This window comes from Candidatus Poriferisocius sp., assembly GCF_965219775.1.
Taxonomy (GTDB): Bacteria; Actinomycetota; Acidimicrobiia; order Acidimicrobiales; family Bin134; genus Poriferisocius.
Genome location: NZ_OZ244793.1, coordinates 956,466 through 976,231 on the forward strand (window position 1 = coordinate 956,466; position 19,766 = coordinate 976,231).

At 70.8% G+C, this 19,766-nt stretch carries 25 protein-coding genes and 1 tRNA gene; 7 read left to right on the forward strand and 19 right to left on the reverse strand.

The features are described 5' to 3' along the window. Positions 1-22: 22 nt before the first annotated feature. Positions 23-1,150 (forward strand): hypothetical protein, encoded by a 1,128-nt coding sequence (locus tag ACOQPQ_RS04330; RefSeq protein WP_420638219.1) that lies wholly within the window; start codon positions 23-25, stop codon positions 1,148-1,150. Between the two features lie 44 nt (positions 1,151-1,194). On the opposite strand, the gene ACOQPQ_RS04335 is transcribed toward ACOQPQ_RS04330, so the two are convergent. Beyond that, positions 1,195-1,278, reverse strand: a tRNA-Leu gene (locus ACOQPQ_RS04335). A gap of 134 nt (positions 1,279-1,412) precedes the next feature. On the opposite strand from ACOQPQ_RS04335, the gene fabD reads away from it, so the two are divergent. The 5 genes from fabD to ACOQPQ_RS04360 are packed head-to-tail and all read left to right on the forward strand — an operon-like array spanning position 1,413 to position 5,781. Continuing rightward, a complete protein-coding gene (gene fabD, locus ACOQPQ_RS04340; protein ID WP_420638220.1) occupies positions 1,413-2,588 on the forward strand; it encodes an ACP S-malonyltransferase in 1,176 nt (391 codons plus the stop codon). A gap of 13 nt (positions 2,589-2,601) precedes the next feature. Then, complete coding sequence (locus ACOQPQ_RS04345; RefSeq protein ID WP_420638221.1) at positions 2,602-3,531, forward strand: beta-ketoacyl-ACP synthase III; 930 nt, start codon at positions 2,602-2,604, stop codon at positions 3,529-3,531. Next, entirely contained in the window at positions 3,528-4,250 is a 723-nt protein-coding gene (locus ACOQPQ_RS04350; RefSeq protein WP_420638222.1) for a beta-ketoacyl-ACP reductase, read from the forward strand. Before ACOQPQ_RS04345 ends, ACOQPQ_RS04350 begins: the two co-directional genes overlap by 4 nt. Before the next feature lie 54 nt (positions 4,251-4,304). Next, complete coding sequence (gene acpP / locus ACOQPQ_RS04355; RefSeq protein ID WP_420638223.1) at positions 4,305-4,544, forward strand: acyl carrier protein; 240 nt, start codon at positions 4,305-4,307, stop codon at positions 4,542-4,544. A gap of 55 nt (positions 4,545-4,599) precedes the next feature. After that, a complete protein-coding gene (locus ACOQPQ_RS04360) occupies positions 4,600-5,781 on the forward strand; it encodes a beta-ketoacyl-[acyl-carrier-protein] synthase family protein (protein ID WP_420638224.1) in 1,182 nt (393 codons plus the stop codon). 28 nt (positions 5,782-5,809) lie between these two features. Here ACOQPQ_RS04360 and fabZ read toward each other — a convergent pair whose 3' ends face one another. The 10 genes from fabZ to ACOQPQ_RS04410 form a co-directional block, all read right to left on the reverse strand. Continuing rightward, positions 5,810-6,232, reverse strand: coding sequence for a 3-hydroxyacyl-ACP dehydratase FabZ (gene fabZ, locus ACOQPQ_RS04365; RefSeq protein ID WP_420638225.1), 423 nt, complete (start codon positions 6,230-6,232; stop codon positions 5,810-5,812). 20 nt (positions 6,233-6,252) lie between these two features. After that, on the reverse strand, positions 6,253-6,720 hold the full coding sequence (gene bcp, locus ACOQPQ_RS04370) for a thioredoxin-dependent thiol peroxidase (protein WP_420638226.1): 468 nt from the start codon (positions 6,718-6,720) through the stop codon (positions 6,253-6,255). Positions 6,721-6,738: 18 nt separating this feature from the next. Then, entirely contained in the window at positions 6,739-7,017 is a 279-nt protein-coding gene (locus tag ACOQPQ_RS04375; RefSeq protein ID WP_420638227.1) for an HU family DNA-binding protein, read from the reverse strand. A 134-nt stretch (positions 7,018-7,151) separates the two neighbouring features. Further along, entirely contained in the window at positions 7,152-7,955 is an 804-nt protein-coding gene (gene trpA / locus ACOQPQ_RS04380) for a tryptophan synthase subunit alpha (protein ID WP_420638228.1), read from the reverse strand. A gap of 42 nt (positions 7,956-7,997) precedes the next feature. Beyond that, positions 7,998-9,182 carry a tryptophan synthase subunit beta gene (trpB, locus tag ACOQPQ_RS04385; protein ID WP_420640353.1) on the reverse strand — a complete coding sequence of 395 codons (1,185 nt, stop codon included), beginning with the start codon at positions 9,180-9,182 and terminating at the stop codon, positions 7,998-8,000. A 2-nt stretch (positions 9,183-9,184) separates the two neighbouring features. Next, a complete protein-coding gene (locus ACOQPQ_RS04390) occupies positions 9,185-9,865 on the reverse strand; it encodes a phosphoribosylanthranilate isomerase (protein ID WP_420638229.1) in 681 nt (226 codons plus the stop codon). A gap of 27 nt (positions 9,866-9,892) precedes the next feature. Next, positions 9,893-10,759 carry a YgfZ/GcvT domain-containing protein gene (locus tag ACOQPQ_RS04395; protein ID WP_420638230.1) on the reverse strand — a complete coding sequence of 289 codons (867 nt, stop codon included), beginning with the start codon at positions 10,757-10,759 and terminating at the stop codon, positions 9,893-9,895. Beyond that, the gene (gene trpE, locus ACOQPQ_RS04400; protein ID WP_420638231.1) at positions 10,756-12,261 is read right to left on the reverse strand and encodes an anthranilate synthase component I; all 1,506 of its coding nucleotides are present in this window, start codon (positions 12,259-12,261) and stop codon (positions 10,756-10,758) included. The genes ACOQPQ_RS04395 and trpE overlap by 4 nt, the downstream gene beginning before the upstream one ends. Before the next feature lie 16 nt (positions 12,262-12,277). Beyond that, entirely contained in the window at positions 12,278-12,694 is a 417-nt protein-coding gene (hisI, locus tag ACOQPQ_RS04405) for a phosphoribosyl-AMP cyclohydrolase (RefSeq protein ID WP_420638232.1), read from the reverse strand. Positions 12,695-12,811: 117 nt separating this feature from the next. Further along, positions 12,812-13,159: a GroES family chaperonin gene (locus ACOQPQ_RS04410; protein WP_420638233.1), complete on the reverse strand. Its 348-nt coding sequence runs from the start codon at positions 13,157-13,159 to the stop codon at positions 12,812-12,814. A 27-nt stretch (positions 13,160-13,186) separates the two neighbouring features. Between ACOQPQ_RS04410 and ACOQPQ_RS04415 the strand changes: the two genes are divergently transcribed. Beyond that, positions 13,187-13,828 (forward strand): alpha/beta hydrolase, encoded by a 642-nt coding sequence (locus ACOQPQ_RS04415; protein WP_420638234.1) that lies wholly within the window; start codon positions 13,187-13,189, stop codon positions 13,826-13,828. A gap of 80 nt (positions 13,829-13,908) precedes the next feature. On the opposite strand, the gene hisF is transcribed toward ACOQPQ_RS04415, so the two are convergent. The 8 genes from hisF to ACOQPQ_RS04455 form a co-directional block, all read right to left on the reverse strand. Next, entirely contained in the window at positions 13,909-14,715 is an 807-nt protein-coding gene (gene hisF / locus ACOQPQ_RS04420; RefSeq protein WP_420638235.1) for an imidazole glycerol phosphate synthase subunit HisF, read from the reverse strand. A gap of 58 nt (positions 14,716-14,773) precedes the next feature. Then, positions 14,774-15,499 carry a 1-(5-phosphoribosyl)-5-[(5-phosphoribosylamino)methylideneamino]imidazole-4-carboxamide isomerase gene (hisA, locus tag ACOQPQ_RS04425; RefSeq protein WP_420638236.1) on the reverse strand — a complete coding sequence of 242 codons (726 nt, stop codon included), beginning with the start codon at positions 15,497-15,499 and terminating at the stop codon, positions 14,774-14,776. Position 15,500: 1 nt separating this feature from the next. After that, complete coding sequence (hisH, locus tag ACOQPQ_RS04430; RefSeq protein ID WP_420638237.1) at positions 15,501-16,118, reverse strand: imidazole glycerol phosphate synthase subunit HisH; 618 nt, start codon at positions 16,116-16,118, stop codon at positions 15,501-15,503. A gap of 24 nt (positions 16,119-16,142) precedes the next feature. Then, a complete protein-coding gene (hisB, locus tag ACOQPQ_RS04435) occupies positions 16,143-16,742 on the reverse strand; it encodes an imidazoleglycerol-phosphate dehydratase HisB (RefSeq protein ID WP_420638238.1) in 600 nt (199 codons plus the stop codon). Between the two features lie 56 nt (positions 16,743-16,798). Next, complete coding sequence (gene hisC, locus ACOQPQ_RS04440) at positions 16,799-17,875, reverse strand: histidinol-phosphate transaminase (RefSeq protein WP_420638239.1); 1,077 nt, start codon at positions 17,873-17,875, stop codon at positions 16,799-16,801. Further along, positions 17,872-19,176: a histidinol dehydrogenase gene (gene hisD / locus ACOQPQ_RS04445; RefSeq protein WP_420638240.1), complete on the reverse strand. Its 1,305-nt coding sequence runs from the start codon at positions 19,174-19,176 to the stop codon at positions 17,872-17,874. The genes hisC and hisD overlap by 4 nt, the downstream gene beginning before the upstream one ends. A gap of 61 nt (positions 19,177-19,237) precedes the next feature. Further along, the gene (locus ACOQPQ_RS04450; protein WP_420638241.1) at positions 19,238-19,546 is read right to left on the reverse strand and encodes a type II toxin-antitoxin system PemK/MazF family toxin; all 309 of its coding nucleotides are present in this window, start codon (positions 19,544-19,546) and stop codon (positions 19,238-19,240) included. After that, positions 19,543-19,752: a type II toxin-antitoxin system CcdA family antitoxin gene (locus ACOQPQ_RS04455; protein ID WP_420638242.1), complete on the reverse strand. Its 210-nt coding sequence runs from the start codon at positions 19,750-19,752 to the stop codon at positions 19,543-19,545. The genes ACOQPQ_RS04450 and ACOQPQ_RS04455 overlap by 4 nt, the downstream gene beginning before the upstream one ends. Between the last annotated feature and the right edge of the window lie 14 nt (positions 19,753-19,766).

Sequence of the window (19,766 nt, forward strand, 5' to 3'; positions counted from 1 at the left end):
CCGCCCCGACAGGAGAAGACCGATGAACGACGCCCGTCCCGCCAACCCCGAGAACGCCGCCGAGAGTGCCGTGGACGGAACGGCCTGGGCCGACTTCTGCGACCGCCTGAAGGAAGCGGGCGACCTCATCTTGGACAACAGCACCGACGAGATCGATCGCCTGGAGGGGTTCCGCTACCTGAGCCGCCTCACCCGCGGGGAGCTGCGCCGCCTGGAGCACCAAGGGCCCGCCTACCCCCGGATCCTGCCCATCTCCTACAACGTGAAGATCGGCTGCGACAACCCCGATGCCCTCTATCAGGGCGTCAGCATCAACGGGGCGTTCGACTACCGGATCCGAGGCCCTCGGGGCACGGTCAACTACCTGAGCATGAACGCCCTCTCCGGTGGGTTCGGCCAAGGGGCCGCCCCTCCCGGCCGCCAGGGATCGCTGGCCTTCAACGACCCCCAGCCCGGCGAGATGGTGGACGTAATCGCCTCCATGACCGAACCCGAGGGGCTCCAGCCCAATCAACGGTGGCTCGAAATCGGACGGGAGACCAACCAGATCGTCATACGCAACTTCTTCCTCGACCGCACCGGGGAGCGGCCCTCCGAACTCCAGATCGAGTGCCTCAACGGCCCCGCCGATCCCCCTCCCCCCATGAGCAGGGCCCAACTCGTCCGGGGCCTCCACGGCGCCGCCATGGGCGTCCACGGCACCGTCGGGCGATTCGTGGGCTGGCTGCACATGTTCCGAGAGCGGCCCAACACGCTGGACGTCCTGCCCCGCCAGAACGGCGCCGGACACTGGGGCGACCCCACCCAGACGTTCCGTCACGGCTACTGGACGCTGGAACCGGGAGAGGCGTTGGTCATCGACGTGCCCCCGGTGGACGTGTACTACTGGAACTTCCAGCTCAACAACATCTGGGAGGAGTCGCTCGACTACGAGTGGCGCCAGGTGACCGTCAACAAGCACACCGCGGTGTACGAACCCGACGGCACGGCCCGGCTCATCGTGGCCGACGAGGACCCCGGATTCGCCAACTGGATCGACACCTCCCACCACCGCCACGGCTGCATGGGCCTGCGCTACAACCAGGTGGCCGAGGACATCCCCCCGGCCTGTCGCGTCATGAACGTGGCCGACCTGCCCGCCCTGCGCTGACTCCCGGGAGGCCGTCCCAGGAACCCACCATCGCCGGCGAACAGTGCCCGGGGAGGGACTCGAACCCTCACTCCCTTGCGGGAACCGGATTTTGAGTCCGGCGCGTCTACCAATTCCACCACCCGGGCAGGGGCCGGCTCAGGGCGCTGGGCCGGCAAAAGCGGTTCGACGGGGAAGAGGCAGTTTAGAGTGTTCGGGCGCCGAACGCTCACCACTTTGCCCAACTTGAAACCCCACCGTTGCTTGAGAGGTCTGACCCCTGATGATCTGTTTCACCTATCCCGGCCAAGGATCCCAGAAGGCCGGCATGGGGTCGACCTGGGTCGACCACCCCTCCTGGGAGTTGGTGGCCGAGGCGTCCGAGGCGGCGGGGCGCGACGTGGCCCGTCTGCTGCTCGAGGCCCCCGACGAGGAGCTGCGCCACACCCGCAACTCCCAGCTCGCCACTTTCGTGACCTCGATGATCGCCCTGGACGCCGTCACCCGGGTGGGCATCGAGACCGCCGGCCACGCCGGCCACAGCCTGGGTGAGTACTCCGCCCTGGTGGCCGCGGGCGTGGTCGACTTTGCCGACGGCGTTCGCCTGGTAGCCGAGCGGGGTGAGGCCATGCAGGTGGCCGCCGAGGAGCAAGAGGGCACCATGGCCGCCGTACTGGGCCTGGACGACGACGTGGTGGAAGCGGTGTGCGAGCAGGCCGACGGCGAGGTGTGGGTGGCCAACTACAACGCCCCCGGCCAGGTGGTCATCGCCGGATCACCCCCCGTGGTGGAGGCGGCCGGGGCGGTGGCCAAGGAACAGGGGGCCAAGCGGGCCATGCCCCTGCCCGTGGGCGGGGCCTTCCACACCCCGTTCATGGCGTCGGCCCAGGACCGCCTGGGCAAAGCGGTGGACAAGACCGAGTTCCGGGTACCCGACCATCCGGTGTACGCCAACGTGGACGCGGCCGCCCACGCCGACGCCGAGGCGTGGGCGGAGTTGCTGAGGGCCCAGCTCACCAGCCCGGTGCGCTGGCGCCAGTCGGTCCACAACATGTGCGACGCCGGCTACACCGCGTTCGTGGAGCTGGGACCGGGCGCGGTGCTCACCGGCACGGTGAAGCGCACCGCCAAGGAGTGCAGAGCCCTCAAAGTGAACGCCCCGGCCGACATCGACACCGTGCTGGAGGCCCTGGCCGGACCGCCGGTGGCCGCCGTGGGGCCGTTGGAGGGTGAGACCTTGTTCGCCACCGAGCGGCTGGTGGTCAGCCCGGCGGGCGGGGTCTTCCAGCCGGTGGCCGACCAGGTGGTGGGAACCACCGTGGCCGCCGGGCAGCTCTTGGGCCACGTCGGCGATGCCGAGGTCCACACGCCCTGGGGTGGGGTCATCATGGGATTCCTGGCCGTGGAGGGCGAACGGGTCACCGCCAGCCAGCCCATCGCCTGGCTGCGAACCGGTTGAGGGGCGGACACCGATGACCAGGGCGACCATCGCCGGGTTGGGTACCGCGGTTGGCCACCGGGTGGTCACCAACCACGACTTGGCCGAGTCCCTCGACACCAGCGACGAGTGGATCGTGGAGCGGACCGGCATCCACGAACGCCGGATCGGGGGGAGCTGCCTGGAGCTGGGCGCCCAGGCGGCCCGGCTCGCCCTCAACGAGGCCGACGTGGACGCCGCCGATCTCGACCTGATCATCTGCGCCACCTGCACGCCCGACCAGGTGTTCCCGGCGGTGGCCAACCGGGTGCAACAGGAGCTGGGCGCGGTCTGCGGCGCCTTCGACCTGAACGCCGCCTGCTCGGGGTTCACCTACGCCGTCACCTTGGCCCAGTCCCAGATCGCCGCGGGCATGGAGCGGGTGCTGGTGGTGGGGGTGGACACCCTCAGCCGCTTCACCGACTGGGAGGACCGCACCACCGCCATCCTGTTCGGCGACGGCGCCGGGGCGGTGGTCATGACCGCGGCCCAGAACGAGGACCGGGGCGTGCTCAGCACCTTCATGGGCTCCGAGGGCCGGTTCGCCGACCTGTTGGTGTGCGACTTCGGCGACTACATCCGCATGGACGGCAAGGAAGTGTTCCGCCAGGCGGTACGGGTCATGGTGGCCGCCAGCCGGCGGGTGCTGGAGGATGCCGGGCTGGAGGCATCCGACGTCTCGGTGGTGATTCCCCACCAGGCCAACCTCCGCATCATCGAGAGCGCCATGAAGCGGCTGGGCGTCGCCCAGGATCGAGCGGCCACCGTGTTGGAGGTGACCGGCAACACCTCGTCGGCGTCCATCCCGCTGGCCATGAACGCCGCCCGCGAGAAGGGGGCCATCTCCGACGACGACATCGTGCTGTTGGTCGGCTTCGGGGCCGGGATGAGCGTGGCCGCCGCGCTGCTACGCTGGGGCCAGTGAGCACGTCGCGGGTTGTCCTGGTCACCGGCGGCAACCGGGGCATCGGACGGGCGATCGCCACCCTGCTCGCCACCGAGGGGCACCGGGTGGCGGTGACCTACCGGCAGGAGCCGCCGGCCGACATCGATTCCCCGAGCCTGTTGGCCGTGCGCTGTGACGTCACCGACGAACAGCAGGTGGAAGCCGCCTTCACCGAAATCGAGGAGAAGCTCGGACCGGTGGAGGTGCTGGTGTCGAATGCGGGCATCACCCGCGACAAGCTGCTCCTGCGCATGGGCGAGGCCGACTTCACCGACGTGATCGACGCCAACCTGACCGCGGGCTACCGGGTGGCCAAGCGAGCGGCCCGCACCATGATGCGCAACCGCTGGGGCCGCATCGTGTTCGTGTCCTCGGTGGTGGGGCAGATGGGCCAAGCGGGCCAGGCCAACTACGCCGCCTCCAAGGCCGGCCTGGTCGGGCTGTGCCGCTCGGTGGCCAAGGAACTGGCCGGCCGGAACATCACGGCCAACGTGGTGGCCCCCGGCCCGGTGGGTACCGACATGTTGGATGAATTGGACGAGACCCGCCGTTCGGCCATCATTGAGGCCGTGCCCCTCGGCCGATTGGGCGAACCTTCCGAGGTGGCCGCCACCATCTCATTCCTGGCTTCCGACGCCGCCGGGTACATCACCGGCGCGGTGATACCGGTGGACGGGGGCTTGGGCATGGGAGGATGAGGTTCCGCAACAACCACGTGGGGACAACCGGTCCCGAACAGGAGGGAAACTAGCGTGAGCGACGACAACTTCACCCGCTTCCAGAATTGCACCGTCGAGGTGCTCTCGGTGGAGGCCGATCAGGTCACCCTTGAGGCCAGCTTCGCCGATGACCTGGACTCGGACAGCCTCGATTTGGTCGAGTTGGTCATGGCTCTCGAAGAGGAGTTCGACATCACCATCGACGAGGAGGAGCTGGAGGACATCGCCACCGTCGGCCAAGCCTTCGACCTGGTGACCGTCAAGCTGGGATGACCCCGCCGCCGGCCGATCGCAGCACCGCTGACGCCCTACCCCGGAGCACCGGGCCATGACCGAGCCGCGCCGCGTGGCGGTGACCGGCATGGGGGTGTTGGCCTGGCCGGGCTTCGGGCAGGACGCCTTCTGGCAGGGCCTGTTGGACGCCCCGGCCGAGGGCAAGCGAGTGATGGACCACTTCGACCCCCTCCCCTGGTTCGACAACCCCAAGGAGGCCCGGCGCACCGACCGGTTCACCCAGATGGCCCTGGCCGCAGTGGCCGAGGCCCTCGAGCAATCCGGGGAACCCGGTACCACGCCCGACCGCACCGGAGTGTGGGTGGGAACGGGGGTCGGGGGCCTGCGCACGCTGGAAGACCAGATCCAGGTTCGCATCGACCGGGGCGAGCGCCGGGTGTCGCCGTTCCTGGTTCCGATGATGATGGCCAACGCCGCCTCGGCGGCCATCTCCATGCGCTACGGCTATTCCGGCCCCTGCGAGAACACGGTGACGGCGTGCGCGGCGGGCACCCAGTCGATCTACAACGCCGCCCAGCTCATTCGCTCGAACCGCTGCGACGCGGTCATCACCGGGGGCACCGAGGCCTCCAACTCCACCACCGGCGAGGCCACCTTCCGCAACATGACCGCCGTGTCCGGCTCCAACATCAGCCGGCCGTTCGACCTGGAACGAGACGGGTTCATCCAGGCCGAAGGGGCTGCCATCTTGGTGCTGGAGGAACTGGAGGTGGCCCGCGGTCGGGGGGCCACCGTTTTGGGCGAGATCATGGGCGGAGCCAGCACGGCCGACGCCCACCACATCACCGCGCCCGCACCGGGGGGCGCGGGGGCGGTGCGGTGCATGGAGCTGGCCGTGGCCGACGCCGGGCTCCAACCGGACGACATCGTCCACATCAACGCCCACGGCACGTCCACCCCGTTGAACGACGCCGCCGAAGCGGAGGCCATCGTCAAAGTGTTCGGCACGCCGGGGCCGCTGGTCACCTCCACCAAGGGGGTCACCGGACACGCCCTGGGCGCCGCCGGGGCCATCGAGGCCGTGGCCGTGCTGTTGGCCATGGAACGGGCCCTCATTCCCCCCACCTACGGGTACGTCACCCCCGATCCCGACATGGCCCCCATCCGTATCGTGGCCGGTGAGGCGGCTCCGTGGACACCGGGCCCGTCCCTGTCCAACTCCTTCGGCTTCGGGGGCCACAACGGCACCGTGGTGATCGGGCCCCCGCCGGCCTGACCGGCGCCCGCCCCGCCCCCGCCGCGGATCAGTCGGCGTCCACCACCACGAACAGCAAGTCGCACTCGCACGCGGTCTCGCCGTCCACCGAGGCCCGCCCGTGGCCCCGGCCCGCCCGGGCCGAGAGCCGGGTCATGGTCACCTCCAGGTCAAGGCGCTCGCCGGGGTTGACCTGTCGGCGAAAGCGGGCCCCGTCCAAGCCGCCGAACAGGGGCAGCTTGCCCGCGAACCGCTCGTCGTTCAGCACCACGTAGGCCCCGAGCTGGGCGATGGCCTCGGCCATGAGCACCCCCGGGAGGGTGGGCCGGCCCGGGAAATGCCCGGCGAAGAAGGGCTCGTCACCCCGGAGCTGCCAATGCCCCTCGGCCCGCTCCCCGGCCTCCAGGGTCGTCACCTCATCCAGGAACAAGAACGGATCGCGATGGGGCAGAACCTCGTGGGGAGGTCTCATGAGGGTGGCCCGGCCCTCCGTTACCCGTCGGCCAGCGCCGCGGCCAGCTTCTTGGCCGTGTCCTTGGGGCTGATCTTGTACCAAGTGTGCTCGATGCGGCCGTCGGCCCCCACCAGGAAAGCCGAACGGACGATACCCAGGTAGGTCTTGCCGTACATCTTCTTCTCCCGCCACACGCCGTAGGCCTCGGCGGCCTCGTGGTCGGCGTCCGACAGCAGGGTGTAGCCCAGGCTGTTCTTCTCCTCGAAGCGATTCTGCCGGTCGGGCTTGTCCCCGCTGATGCCCACCACGGCGAGGTCCGGTCGTTCTGCGGCAATGTCACGCACGCCGATCGCCTGGGTCGTTCAACCGGGGGTGAGCGCCTTCGGGTAGAAGAAGATGAACAGGCGTCGACCCTCGAAGTCGGCCAGCGACACCTGGTCGCCGTGCTGGTTCGACAAGGAGAAGGCCGGTGCTGCGTCCCCTGGGGACAGGAGCCAATCGGTCATGGCCAAGACCCTACCGGCTCAGGTGCCCTTGACCGCGGCCTTCAGGCGGGCCCCTGCGGTGACCTTGCACCCCTTGGTGGGCGCAATCTGGATGGTCTCGCCGGTGCGGGGGTTGCGACCGGTGCGAGCCTCCCGCGAGGTCTGCTCGAAGGAGACGAACCCGGTGATGGCCACCTTCTCCCCCAGGATGACCTGCTCGGTCACCGTCTTCTCCAAGCTGTTGATGACCGCCTCCACGGTGGCCCTGCTCTCGCCGGTGCGGGCACTGATGGCGCCGACCAACTCTGCCTTGTTCATGGAATCCTCCCTCGTTGGTGAATCATTCGAACGGATCGTTGAGGCACGGGCGCCTCAATCGCCTTGTGGCTGCCACAAAGCCCTAAGAGTCAAACAGCCCTCACGGGCAATGCAAAGTTCGGGTGAAGAAATGCTCAGCCGGAGACACCGCTGTCGTCCAAAGCCCGGCGGAACCCCTCGACGAGCCCGCCCACCGCCACCGGACCCCCGTCGTCCAACATGCGGCGCACCACCGCCGAGCCCACCACTGCGCCGTCGGCCACCCGGCAGACCTGGCGGGCCTGTTCGGGGGTGCCCACCCCCACGCCCACCAGCACGGGCGTGTCGGTGATCTGCTTGAGCCGGGCGGCCATGTCCACCGCCGACGACGCCAACTCGTCGCGCACGCCGGTCACCCCCAACAGGCCCACCCCGTAGACGAAGCCCCGGGTCCGGGCGCAGATGCGGCGGAGCCGCTCCTCGGTGGCGGTGGGGGCGGCCAACAGCACGGTCTCCACCCCGGCGGCGTCGGCCGCCTCCGCCCACGGGCCGGTCTCCTCCAGGGGCAGATCGGGCAGGATGGCCGCGGCCACCCCCCGGTCGGCCAGCACGGAGGCGAACCGCTCCAACCCGAAGCGGAAGGCGATGTTGTAGTAGGTCATCACCGCCAGCGGGATGCCCACGTCCACGCGACCCAGGTCGTCCAGCACACCCACCGGGGTGACCCCGGCGGCCAGGGCCCGATCATTGGCCTCCTGGATGACCGGGCCGTCCATCACCGGGTCGGAGAACGGTATCCCCACCTCCACCGCGTCGGCCCCGGCATCGGCGGCCGCGGCCAAGGCGGCCTGCCAGTCGCCCAGTCCCCCGGTCAGGTAGGGAACCAGGGCCTTGCCGCCCCCCGAGCGGCGGGCCCGCAGGGCAGCCTCCAAGGGGCCGGGATCAACGGGCACCGTCATCCGGCCACCGACCCGGCCCGAACCGTGCTCCCGGTCATCTGGTCATCCGTTCGGCCCGAGTTCCCCGTTGGCGCCGGGGTTCACGTCCAGGTGGCCCATCATCTGGTCCACGTCCTTGTCGCCGCGGCCGCTGAGGTTCAACAGGACCGTCCGGCCGGCCAGCTCTCGGCGGGCCCGCAGCACCCAGGCCAGGGCGTGGGCGGGCTCCAGGGCGGGGATGATGCCCTCGGCCCGCGACAGGGCGGCAAAGGCGGCGATGACCTCCTCGTCGGTGACCGACTCGTAGCGGGCCCGACCAATGGCCGCCAGATGGGAGTGCTCCGGCCCGATGCCGGGATAGTCCAGCCCGGCCGAGATCGACGCCGCCTCCAGCACCTGCCCGTGCTCGTCCTGCATCAGGTACGACTTGGAGCCGTGTACCACGCCGGGCACCCCCCGCCCGATGGCCGCCCCGCCGGCGGGCTCCACCCCCACGAGCTGGGCATCACCGTCCACGAACCCGCTGAAGATGCCGATGGCGTTGCTGCCGCCGCCCACGCAGGCGGTCACCACGTCGGGATCGCGGCCCAAACGGTCCCGACACTGTGCCCGGGCCTCGTCGCCGATCACCCGGTGCAGTTCCCGCACCATCCACGGATAAGGGTGGGGACCCATGGCCGAGCCCAGGCAGTAATGGGACGACTCCACGGTGGCCACCCAGTCCCGCATGGCCTCGTTGATGGCGTCCTTGAGGGTGCGGCTGCCCGAGACCGCGCTGCGGACCTCGGCGCCCAGGAGCTGCATCCGGAACACGTTCAGCGCCTGGCGCTCCATGTCCAGCTCCCCCATGTACACCACGCACTCCAGGCCCAACAGGGCGGCGGCGGTGGCGGTGGCCACGCCGTGTTGGCCCGCCCCCGTCTCGGCCACCAGCCGGGTCTTGCCCATCCGCACGGCCAAGAGCGCCTGGCCGAGCACGTTGTTGATCTTGTGGGAGCCGGTGTGGTTGAGATCCTCACGCTTCAACAGCAGGCGCAGTCCCAACTCCTCCGACAGGCGGTGGCATTCGGTCAGCGGCGACGGTCGGCCCGCGTAGTCGGCCAACAGCCGGTTCAGCTCGCCGCGGAAGTCGTCGTCGGCCCAGGCCGTGCGGAAGGCCGCCTCCAGCTCCTCGCAGGCCGGGACCAGCGTCTCGGGCACGAACCGCCCGCCGAAATCCCCGAAGCGCCCGCTTGCGGGCTCGGCCATGGTCACCGGGGCTCCTCGTCCCGCCAGTCGTAAGGTTCATCGGCGGGGGTCCGGCGGTGCGAGGAGGCCGACGGGACAGCCCCCGCCGCGGACCGGGCGGCGTTGATGAAGGCTCGCAGACGCTCAGGATCCTTGCGACCGGGAGAGATCTCCACGCCGGTGGCCACGTCCACGCCCCACGGGCGCACTTTGGCGATGGCGGTGGTCACGTTCTCCGGGGTCAGACCGCCGGCCATGATGAGCCGAACCCCGGCGGGGGCGTCCTCGGCCAGGGACCAGTCGAACACCCGCCCCGAACCCGGCGTGTCGGCGTCCAAAAGCACCATGTCGGCGCCGTACCGCCGGACCTCGGTCAGTGAGGCCCGACCGCCGGGGAAGGCCTTGATCACCACCGGCACCTCGGCGCGCACCGACCGGGTGTCGGCCACGCTCTCCCGCCCGTGCAGTTGGGCGGCCTTGAGGCCGCAGCGGCCCACCAACTCGGCCACCCGGTCGGGGCTCTCGTCGCGAAACACGCCGACGGTGAGGATTCCGGGCGGCAGCCGACGGGTGATCTCCTGCACCCGGGTCGGCGCCACCTGCCGGGACGACGGCGCCAGGATGAAACCCACCGCGTCGGCCCCCAGGGCGGTGGCCAGCAGGGCGTCGTCGGCGTTGGTGATGCCGCAGATCTTGATGAACACTGCTGCCCAAACTACCTTTCGCCGGCCTCAGGTCGGGGGTTGGGCGCGGGGTACGGCCGTGGCCCGAGCCGGGGCCCCGGCCACCACAACCTCAGCGGGCACGGTCACCGAGCGCTTGAGGTAGCCCAGCGCCACGGTGGCGTCAGCCACGGCGTCGTAGGCCGCACTGGTCACGGCCCCGATCTCGGCACCGTCGGTGTCGGCCACGGGGTCGCCGGCGGCCACCTCCCGGCGCCCGTCCAGTGCCAACCGACGCAGATACCGGGGAGCGGAACTGCCCCGGGAATCCATGCGGGCCACCAACTCCTGGCCGGTGAAGCACCCCTTGGTGAAGCTCACCGTCCAGGGCACCACCTCGGCTTCGGCCGGGATGGTGCGGTCGTCGATGTCGACCCCCATGCGGGGAAACCCCGCGGAAATCCGATGGGCCTCCAGCACCTCGGGGGGGACCCGGGGCACCGCCGGGGACACCTCCGGGGCGGGGCCGAGCACGTCGATCCCACCGGTGGGCACCGGGGCCACGATCTCCCCGGCGGCCTGCACCTCGGCGGCGCCGGGCCCTCGCACCGCCAGGCACTTCCAGTCCAGCGGCTCCAGGGTCACGTCGGTGCGCAGCATGAACCGCCGCAACCGGGCGACCACCTGCTCCAACGACCCATCGGTGTCCAGCACGAACCGTTCGGCGGTGCGGCGGGTGACCCGCACGAAGGCGTCGATGCGCCCCTGGGGTTGCAGGATCAACGACCAGGCCGACCGGCCGGGAGCCAGCGCGACCATGTCCTGGCTGAGTTGGCCCTGCAGGAAGGTCTCGGAGTCGGGCCCGGTCGCCGCCAGCACCGCCCGCTCGGTGGGGCAGACCCCCACCTGGGTGCGCAGGTCCACCGGCGCGCTCATGTGGATCGGCCTCGGTGCATGCGCCGGGCGGCGGGCACGGCCTCCAGCAGCGCCCGGGCCTTGTTGCGGCACTCCAGATCCTCCTGCTCGGGGATGCTGTCGGCCACGATCCCGGCCCCCGCCTGGATGGAGGCCCGACCCCCCTGGACGACCATGGTGCGGATGGCGATGGCGGTGTCGATGTTGCCCGAGAAGTCCAGGTAGCCGACCACCCCGGCGTAGGGACCCCGCTTCACCGGTTCCAGATCGTCGATGATCTCCATGGCCCGCACCTTGGGCGCCCCCGACACCGTGCCCGCGGGCAGAGTGGCCCGCAGCACGTCCACCGGCGTGCAACCGGGGGCCAGATCACCCGACACCTGCGAGGTCAGGTGCATGACGTGGCTGTAGCGCTCCAGGGTCATCATCTCGTCCACCTTTTCCGAGCCGAACCTCACCACCCTGCCCACGTCGTTGCGGGCCAGGTCCAACAACATGATGTGCTCGGCCACCTCCTTGGGGTGCTCGGTGAGCTCGGCGGCCATCCGCCGCTCCTCGGCCTCGGTGCGGCCCCGGCGCCGGGTGCCGGCAATGGGCCGGGAGATGACCCGCCCGTCGAGGAGTTGCACCATGGGCTCCGGGGAACATCCCACCAACGACACCTCGGGCAGCCGCACGAAGTACATGTAGGGGCTGGGGTTGACCTGTCGCAGTGAGCGGTACACGTCGAACGGCTCGGCCTCCAGGTCGAAGTCGTAGCGCTGGGCCAGCACCACCTGGAAGATGTCGCCCGCCAGGATGTGCTCCTTGGCCGCCTCCACCGCGGCGCAGTAGAGCCGGGACCCCATGGTGGACTCCACCTCGGGCAGCTCCTCGTCGGGCTGCGGTGGCTCCAACAGGGGCTCGTCCACCGGTCGGGCGCCGTCGGCGGCCAGTTGTTGCAGGGCCGCCCCGGCCCGGTCGTAGGCGGCGTCGATGTCGGCCGGGGAGGCGTTGGGGGGAATGATCACGTTCTCGATGAGGGTGACCCGCTGGCGCCAGTGGTCGAACACGGCCAGCTCGCCGATCACCGACAGCACTGCGTCGGGCAGGCCCTGGTCGTCGGTCGGTACCTCGGGCAGGTGCTCCACTTCCCGCACCACGTCGTAGCCCAGGTAGCCCATCAGCCCGCCGTGCAGCGGCGGCAGCTCGTCGATCGCCGGGGACCGCCACCGCGACAACAGGTGCTCCACCGCGGCCAGCATCCCCTGATCGAGGGGGGTGCCGTCGGGAATCGCCCCGGTGGCGGTGACCCGTTGGCCCCGGGCCACCAGGGTTCCCAACGGCCGTCGGCCGATGAAGGAGAACCGGCTCCAGCGCTCGCCGTGCTCCACCGACTCCAGGAGGAATCCGGGCTCGTCGCCCACGGTGCGCATGAAGGCGGCCACCGGGGTGGTGAGGTCGGCCACCAGCTCCTGCCACACCGGGACCACGGTCCACTCGGCGGCCAGCCGGTGGAAGGTGGGGCGATCGGGGCTGATCACGGCGCTCCTCGGCGGATCATTCCGGGGGCGGGGACACCGGATCGTCGAAGGCCCGGAAGAAGCAGGAGTACACCCCGGTGTGGCACGCCCCCCGGCCCTCCTGCTCCACGGTGAACAACAGGGTGTCACCGTCGCAGTCGTAGTAGGCCGACCGCACGTACTGGCGGTCGCCGGAGGTCTCCCCCTTGCACCAGTACTCCTGGCGGGAGCGACTCCAGAACCAGGTTCGCCCGGTCTCCAGCGTCCGCTCCAGCGATTTCCGGTTCATCCAGGCCATCATGAGCACCTGCCCGCCCTCGTGCTCCTGGATGATGGCCGGCACCAGCCCGTCCCGGTCGAACGTCACGTGATCCAATGCCCCGGGCGCAGCCACGATGGGCGTGGCCTCGGGGGCTGTCTGTGGCGTGAACTCGGGCGACACGGTCTCCGGCATCGTCCCATGGTAGGAGCGCATCCCCCGTCGGACAGAGCCATTTGCCCGTCCGACCGCCACCCCGCGCCGGGACCTTGGAGGCACCCCAGGCTGCCAGAGGCATTGTCAGAGGTATTGTCAGAGGTAGAGGCCGGTGCTTCCCTCGTCCAGGCGGGGGGCGGCCACCGCGTGGATGTCCCGTTCCCGCAGGATGAGGTAGTCGGCGCCCCGCACCTCCACCTCGTAGCGATCCTCGGGGTTGAACAACACCTGGTCGCCCGCCTCCACGGTGCGCACGTTGGGCCCCACGGCAATGGCCTCGGCCCAAGCCAGGCGTTTGCCCACCTGGGCGGTGGCCGGAATGAGAATGCCCCCGGTGGATCGCCGTTCTCCCTCGGGCACCGCGATCTGCACCAGGATGCGGTCGTTCAGCATCTTGATGGGAAGTTTGTCCTTGGGGGAGACCGGATTCGCGGGCTTGGCCATGGACGGTCAACGCTACCCTGCAGGTGGATGACAGACGACTTGGCGCCCGCCCCCACCACCGTGACCACCGCCGACGGCCTCCACCTGGAGGCCCAGTGGGTCCGACCCGCCCGGCCCCGCTCCACGGTGGTGATCGCCCACCCCCATCCCCAGCACGGGGGCAACATGCACTCGCTGGTGGTGTCCACTCTGTTCACCCATCTGGTGGACACCGGTTGTGCCGTGCTGCGGTTCAATTTCCGGGGGGTGGGCGGTTCGGAGGGCGAGCACGACTTCGGGGAGGGAGAACAGCTCGACGTGGCCGCCGCGGTGGCCACCCTGGCCGACGCCGGGCCCGCTCCGGTCCCGGTGGTGCTGGCCGGCTGGTCGTTCGGGGCCGATCTGGCCGCCACCTGCACCGCGCCCGAGGTGGCCGGTTGGTTCCTGGTCGCCCCGCCGCTGCGGGTGCTGGACCCCGGCCGGTTCAAGGCGGGCCCCGATCCTCGTCCCACGTGGTTGGCCGTGCCCGAGCGCGACCAGTTCAATCCCCCGGATCAGGCCCGAACCGCCACCGCCGACTGGATCAACACCGAGGTCCACCCCGTGGCGGGCGCCGACCACTTCCTGGTCGGGCGCACCGACCGGCTGAACGTGCTCGTCGACCGGTTCCTGGACACGCTGGGCACCTGAGGGAACTGGGTACCTGAGGGAACTGGACTCCTGAGGGAACTGGAAACCTGAGTGACGGCGCCGCCGGGTGCCCCGATCGGCTAACGGGGGGCGGGAGCCTCGGCGGGGCGGACGGGAATACCGGCGGCGGCCATGGCCACCTTGGCCTCGGCCACGGTGTGCTCGCCGAAGTGGAAGATGGAGGCGGCCAGCACCGCGTCGGCCCCGCCTTGGAGCACACCCTCCACCAGGTGATCCAGGGTGCCCACCCCCCCGCTGGCCACCACCGGCACGTTGACCACCTCGACCACCGCCCGGGTCAACTCCAGATCGAACCCGTCGCGGGTGCCGTCGCGGTCCATGGAGGTGAGCAGGATCTCCCCAGCCCCCAATTCGGTCACCCGGGTGGCGTAGGCGACGGCGTCGATGCCGGTGGGGGTACGACCCCCGTGGGTGAACACCTCGAACGGGAACGGCCCGCCACCGGTCCGGCGGGCGTCGATGGACACCACCGCGCACTGGCTGCCGAACTCATCGGCGATCTCGGCCACCAGTTGGGGCCGGTTGACCGCCGCGGTGTTCACCGACACCTTGTCGGCCCCGGCCCGCAGCAGACGACGGGCGTCGTCCACCGTGCGGATGCCCCCGCCGATGGTGAACGGGATGAACACCTCCTCGGCGGTGCGGTGGACCAACTCCACCGTCGTCTCCCGCCGGTCACTGGACGCGGTGATGTCCAGGAACACCACCTCGTCGGCTCCCTGGTGGTCGTAGCGGGCGGCCAGCTCCACCGGGTCGCCGGCGTCGGTCAAGTCCACGAAGTTGACCCCCTTCACCACCCGCCCGGCGTCCACGTCCAAACAGGGGATGACCCGGGCGTTGGTGGCCGCGGGCACCTGCGGGCTCACGGCGCCGACATCCGACAGTAGGGCTCCTTCAGGGAAGGAATGCCGATCCCCGACTCGCTCACGGGGCCAACCGCACCAGAGCCTGTTCCACGGTGAATCGACCCTCGTACAGGGCCCGACCCACGATCACCCCGGCCAGTCCCCGACCCCCGGCGCTCACGGCCTCCAACGCCTCCAGGTCGGCCAGCTCGGCCACCCCACCGGAGGCGATCACCGCCAGACCGGTGGCCGCCAACACCGTGGTCAGCCCCTCGGTGTCGGGCCCTGCCATGGTGCCGTCCCGGCTGATCTCGGTGACAATGGCCGCCTCGGCCCCCGACGACTCGAAGCGGGCGGCCAGCTCCAACAGGTCGGCGCCCCCCGATCGTTCCCACCCGTGGGTGGCCACCTCCCGACCCCGGGCGTCCAATCCCACCGCCACCGGCTGGCGGGCCGCCACCTGTTCCACCAATCGGGGATTCTCCACCGCGGCGGTGCCGATCACCACCCGAGCCGCCCCGGCGTCGGCCAGCGCGGCCGCCGCGTCCCGGTTGCGGACCCCCCCGCCGGTCTGCAGGGGCACGTCCACCGCTTCGGCCATGGCCGCGATCACCGGCAGGTTGACCGGATCCCCGCTCCGGGCGGCGTCGAGGTCCACCACGTGCAGCCACGAGGCCCCGGCGGCGGCGAACTCCCGGGCCTGGGCCACCGGGTCGTCCCGGTAGGTGGTCTCGGCGTCGTACGACCCCTGGTAGAGGCGCACGCAGCGGCCGCCCCGCAGATCGATGGCCGGGTAGAGCTGCACCTCAGGCCGCCCGGGCCCGGTGCACAAAGTTCTCCAGCAGCTTCAGACCGGGGCGGGCCGACTTCTCGGGGTGGAATTGGGTGGCCCACACGTTGCCCTCGGCCACCACCGCGGCCACCGGGCCGCCGTAGTCGCACACCGCCACCACGTTGTCGGCCGGGGGCGCGGCGTAGGAGTGGACGAAGTAGACCCAGGCGTCCTCCAAACCCTCCAGCAGAGGGTCCGACCGTCGCACCTCCAGCCGGTTCCACTGCATCTGCGGACGCTTCACGGTGTCGGGCAGCTTGCGCACGTGGCCACCCAGGATGCCCAGACCGGCGACGCCCGGCGCCTCCTCCGAGCCCTCGTAGAGAAGCTGCAGGCCGATGCAGATGCCGAGAAAGGGCCGCCCGGCGGCCACCGCCCACCGGGCCTGGTGGTCGAGGCCGGTGCGTTCGAGGGCGGCCATGCACGGCCCGAACGCCCCCACGCCGGGCAGCACCACCCCGGCGGAGTCGGCGACCACTGCGGGATCGGCCGTCAGCCGGGCGTCGGCCCCCATGCGCTCCAGGCTCTTCTGGGCCGAGCGGAGGTTGCCGATGCCGTAGTCCAGCACCGCGATCAGCGGTCGGTCATCCATTGGCCCCCGCAGACCCGTTGGGGATCACAGAACCCCTTTGGTGGAGGGAATGCCGGTGCCCTCCACCCGCACGGCGTCGCGCAGGGCCCGGGCCACCGCCTTGAAGCTGGCCTCGATGATGTGGTGGGTGTTGCGGCCCCGGACCATGGTGACGTGCAGGGTCAGCGCCGCCGAGGTGGCGAACGCCCGCCAGAACTCCTCGCAGAGCTGCGGGTCGAACGGCGGGTCGCCCAGAATCTTCTCGCCCGGGGGCTGCACGTCGTAGTGCAGGAACGGTCGACCCGACAGGTCCACCACCGCCTCCACCACCGCTTCGTCCAGCGGCACCGAGATGGAGGCGAAGCGGCGCACCCCGGCCTTGTCGCCCAGGGCCTCGGCGAAGCATGAGCCCAGCAGGATGCCCACGTCCTCCACCGTGTGGTGGGCATCGATCTCCAGGTCGCCGGTGGCCTCCACGCGCAGCCCGAAGCCGCCGTGGCGTCCGAGTTGGCTCAGCATGTGGTCGAAGAACGGCAAACCGGTGGCCGCCTCGCCCCGGCCGTCGCCGTCCAGGTCGATGGCAATGTCGATGCTGGTCTCGGCCGTGGTCCGAGACGTCGTGGCGGTGCGAACAGAAGGGGCCATGTCAGTACCTCGGGATCAGTTCCTCGGGGAGAGCGGGTAGGGGAATGGGCCGGTCATCACAGCACCTCTCGCAACGCGGCCAAGAACGCGTCGTTCTCCGCCGGGGTTCCCACGGTAACCCGCAGGCACCCGGCCAGCCGGGGCCAGGACGAGCAGTTTCTCACCAGCACCGACCGATCCACGAGCCTCTGCCAGACGCCGTCGCCGTCGCCCGAGTCGGGGCGGAACAAAATGAAGTTGGCCCCCGACGGCCACTGGCGGACGGGAAGCGAGTCGAGCCCGGCGGCCAACCGTTCCCGCTCGGCCACCAACTCGGCCACCCGGGCCTTCATGTCGTCCTCGTAGGCCAAGGCCAAGCGGCCCGCCACCTGCTTGAAGGCGTCCAGATGATAGGGCAGGGCCACTTTGTCCAGCTCGGCCACCACCCAGGTGGGGGCCACCAGGTAGCCGAGTCGGGCCGCGGCCATCGACCACGTCTTGGAGTAGGTGCGGGACACCGCCAACGGGCGGCTCTCGTCCACCTCGCCCACCGCCGAGTGGGGGTTGAACTGCCCGTAAGCCTCGTCCACCAACAAGATGCCGGGCAGCGCCGACACGTGCTCCAGCAGCCTCATGGCCAGATCCGGTGGTTCCACCATGCCGGTGGGGTTGTTGGGCGAGCACAGGAAGGTCACCGCCGGCCGGTGCCGTCCCACCATGGCAATGGCCTGGTCGGCGTCCAGCGTGAAGTCCCCGTTTCGCTCCCCGGACACCATCTCGGTGGCGGTCAGGCCGGCGATGTGGGAGTGCAGCGCGTAGGTGGGTTCGAAGGCCAGGGCCTTGCGACCGGGCCCGCCGAAGGCCAACAGCAGACACTGGAGCACCTCGTTGGAACCGTTGGCCGCAAACACCTGCTCGGGGGCCACCCGTTCGTGTCGGGCCAGCGCGGCCCGCAACTCGTGGGCGCCCCGATCGGGATAACGGTGCCAGTCGATGTCGGCCAGGGCGGCCCGCACCTCGTCGGCCCAGCCCTCGGGCGGGGGCGTGGGCGACTCGTTGGTGTTCAGGCGCACGGCCACGTCGAGCTGAGGCGAGTGGTAGCCCGCCATCAGCGCCACGCTGTCGCGGGCGGCCAGTCGCGCCGAGTTGCTCATGGGTGGTGCTCCTGGTCCGGTTGGGCGCGGGTCCGCAGGCGGATCGACCGGGCGTGGGCGTCCAGGCCCTCGGCGTCGGCCATGGTGGCGGCCCACGGGCCCACGGCGGCCAGGCCCTCGGGGGTGGCGGTGATCTCGTGCATGGGTTTGACGAAATCCCGCACGCCCAAGGCCCCGGAGAAGCGGGCGGTCCTGCTGGTGGGCAGCACGTGGGAGGGGCCGGCCACGTAATCCCCCAGGGTGGCGGGCGTCCACGCGCCCCGGAAGATGGCCCCGGCATGGCGGACCCGTTCGATGACCGCTTCCGGTGCTGCGGTCATGACCTGCAGGTGCTCGGGGGCGATGCCGTTCACCACCTCGGCCGCCGCCTCGGGACCGTCCACCAGCACGATGTGGCCGCTGCGGGCGAAGGTGGCGGCGATGTCCTCCCGGCGAGCCGCCGACACCAGCAGCTCGGCCACCGATGCTTCCACCGCATCGGCCGCGGCCTCGTCCCAGGTGATGAGCCACGCCAGGCCGTCGGGACCGTGCTCGGCCTGCACGAGGAGGTCGATGGCGGCGCTTTCCGCCGGGGTGGTGCCGTCGGCCACCACCACGATCTCCGACGGTCCGGCGAAGGCCGCCGGCACGCCCACCTCCCCGGCCACCAACTGTTTGGCCAGGGCCACGTACACGTTGCCCGGCCCCACGATCACGTCCACCGCGGCGACCGACTCGGTGCCGTAGGCCATCGCCGCCACCGCTTGGGCGCCGCCCATGGCGTACACCTCGTGGACCCCGGCAACGGCCGCCGCGGCCAGGGTGACATCGGCCACCCGTCCGTCGGGGCCGGGGGGAACGCACACCGCCACCTGGTCCACGCCCGCCGCCCGGGCGGGCAGCGCGGTCATCAGCACGGTGGAGGGGTAGGCGGCCCGGCCCCCGGGCACGTAGCACCCGGCCCGGTCCACCGGCTGATCCCAGCTCCGAATGACCAGGCCGTCGCGGCGGTGAACGTGCGTCGTTGGCTTCCGATGCCGGTGGAACCCGTCGATGGACTCGGCCGCCGCCTCCAGGGCCTCCCGCAACTCGGGGTCGATGCGGGCCCGGGCGGCGGTGACATCGGCCGCCGCCACCCGCCACGTGGGGGGCACGGCGCCGTCGAACTGTCGGGTGTACCGGGCCACCGCAGCGTCGCCCTCGGCGCGCACCGCGTCGACGATGGCGCGTACCGCGGCCACCGAGGCCGCCGGGACCGGTTCCGGTCGGGGCAGACGGCCGAGGGGGTCGGCCTCACCTCGCAGGTCCACTCGATCCAGCACCGCCGTCAAAACTACCGCCGCGCCCATCCGGTCAACGAAGGCTTTGCCGAGGCCCCGACTGCTAGCAGCCCAAGGCGTAGGCCACCGATCGGCAGATCTGCTGCATGGTCGCCTCGCTCAACACGCCCACCCGCCCGGCGAGGGCGGAGATCCGGATGGTGTGCAGGCCGTCGCAATTGACCACCGATGGTCGGGACAGGGGCATCTGGTCGTCACCAATCGGAACCTCCACCGCCAGACCCCGAATTCTGGTGGCCACCTCGGCAACGGTCACCGACTCCCGCACATCGATGACCTCGGATCGGGTGAGCACCACCACCGGCCGTCGCTTTCCGCCCGCTTCGGCCCACCACACCTCGCCGCGATTCACCGGTCACCCCACGCTTCCACCTCTTCCCAGAACTCGTCCGGCTGCTCTCGGTCCCGCAGGTAGGCCGCCCGATCCGCCTCGCCGAGCGCGCTCCTCACCGCGTCCAGCACCCCTTGGCGAGCGGCCGCCGAGACGTTGACCCGGAGCTTTCGCGCCTGTTGGGCCAGCTCTTGGTCCAAGGTGAAGGTGGTGCGCGTTGTCGCCATACTCTAATGCTAGC

What these genes read in the sequence shown, in the direction of transcription:
- ACOQPQ_RS04395 (WP_420638230.1), bottom strand. Translation starts at nt 10,759, where the DNA reads ATGAGCGCGCCGGTGGACCTGCGCACCCAGGTGGGGGTCTGCCCCACC.
- ACOQPQ_RS04345 (WP_420638221.1), top strand. Translation starts at nt 2,602, where the DNA reads ATGACCAGGGCGACCATCGCCGGGTTGGGTACCGCGGTTGGCCACCGG.
- ACOQPQ_RS04455 (WP_420638242.1), bottom strand. Translation starts at nt 19,752, where the DNA reads ATGGCGACAACGCGCACCACCTTCACCTTGGACCAAGAGCTGGCCCAA.
- fabZ (WP_420638225.1), bottom strand. Translation starts at nt 6,232, where the DNA reads ATGAGACCTCCCCACGAGGTTCTGCCCCATCGCGATCCGTTCTTGTTC.
- trpB (WP_420640353.1), bottom strand. Translation starts at nt 9,182, where the DNA reads ATGGCCGAGCCCGCAAGCGGGCGCTTCGGGGATTTCGGCGGGCGGTTC.
- hisH (WP_420638237.1), bottom strand. Translation starts at nt 16,118, where the DNA reads ATGGATGACCGACCGCTGATCGCGGTGCTGGACTACGGCATCGGCAAC.
- ACOQPQ_RS04360 (WP_420638224.1), top strand. Translation starts at nt 4,600, where the DNA reads ATGACCGAGCCGCGCCGCGTGGCGGTGACCGGCATGGGGGTGTTGGCC.
- ACOQPQ_RS04415 (WP_420638234.1), top strand. Translation starts at nt 13,187, where the DNA reads ATGACAGACGACTTGGCGCCCGCCCCCACCACCGTGACCACCGCCGAC.
- hisI (WP_420638232.1), bottom strand. Translation starts at nt 12,694, where the DNA reads ATGCCGGAGACCGTGTCGCCCGAGTTCACGCCACAGACAGCCCCCGAG.
- ACOQPQ_RS04375 (WP_420638227.1), bottom strand. Translation starts at nt 7,017, where the DNA reads ATGAACAAGGCAGAGTTGGTCGGCGCCATCAGTGCCCGCACCGGCGAG.
- hisC (WP_420638239.1), bottom strand. Translation starts at nt 17,875, where the DNA reads ATGAGCAACTCGGCGCGACTGGCCGCCCGCGACAGCGTGGCGCTGATG.
- hisB (WP_420638238.1), bottom strand. Translation starts at nt 16,742, where the DNA reads ATGGCCCCTTCTGTTCGCACCGCCACGACGTCTCGGACCACGGCCGAG.
- trpA (WP_420638228.1), bottom strand. Translation starts at nt 7,955, where the DNA reads ATGACGGTGCCCGTTGATCCCGGCCCCTTGGAGGCTGCCCTGCGGGCC.
- ACOQPQ_RS04410 (WP_420638233.1), bottom strand. Translation starts at nt 13,159, where the DNA reads ATGGCCAAGCCCGCGAATCCGGTCTCCCCCAAGGACAAACTTCCCATC.
- ACOQPQ_RS04330 (WP_420638219.1), top strand. Translation starts at nt 23, where the DNA reads ATGAACGACGCCCGTCCCGCCAACCCCGAGAACGCCGCCGAGAGTGCC.
- fabD (WP_420638220.1), top strand. Translation starts at nt 1,413, where the DNA reads ATGATCTGTTTCACCTATCCCGGCCAAGGATCCCAGAAGGCCGGCATG.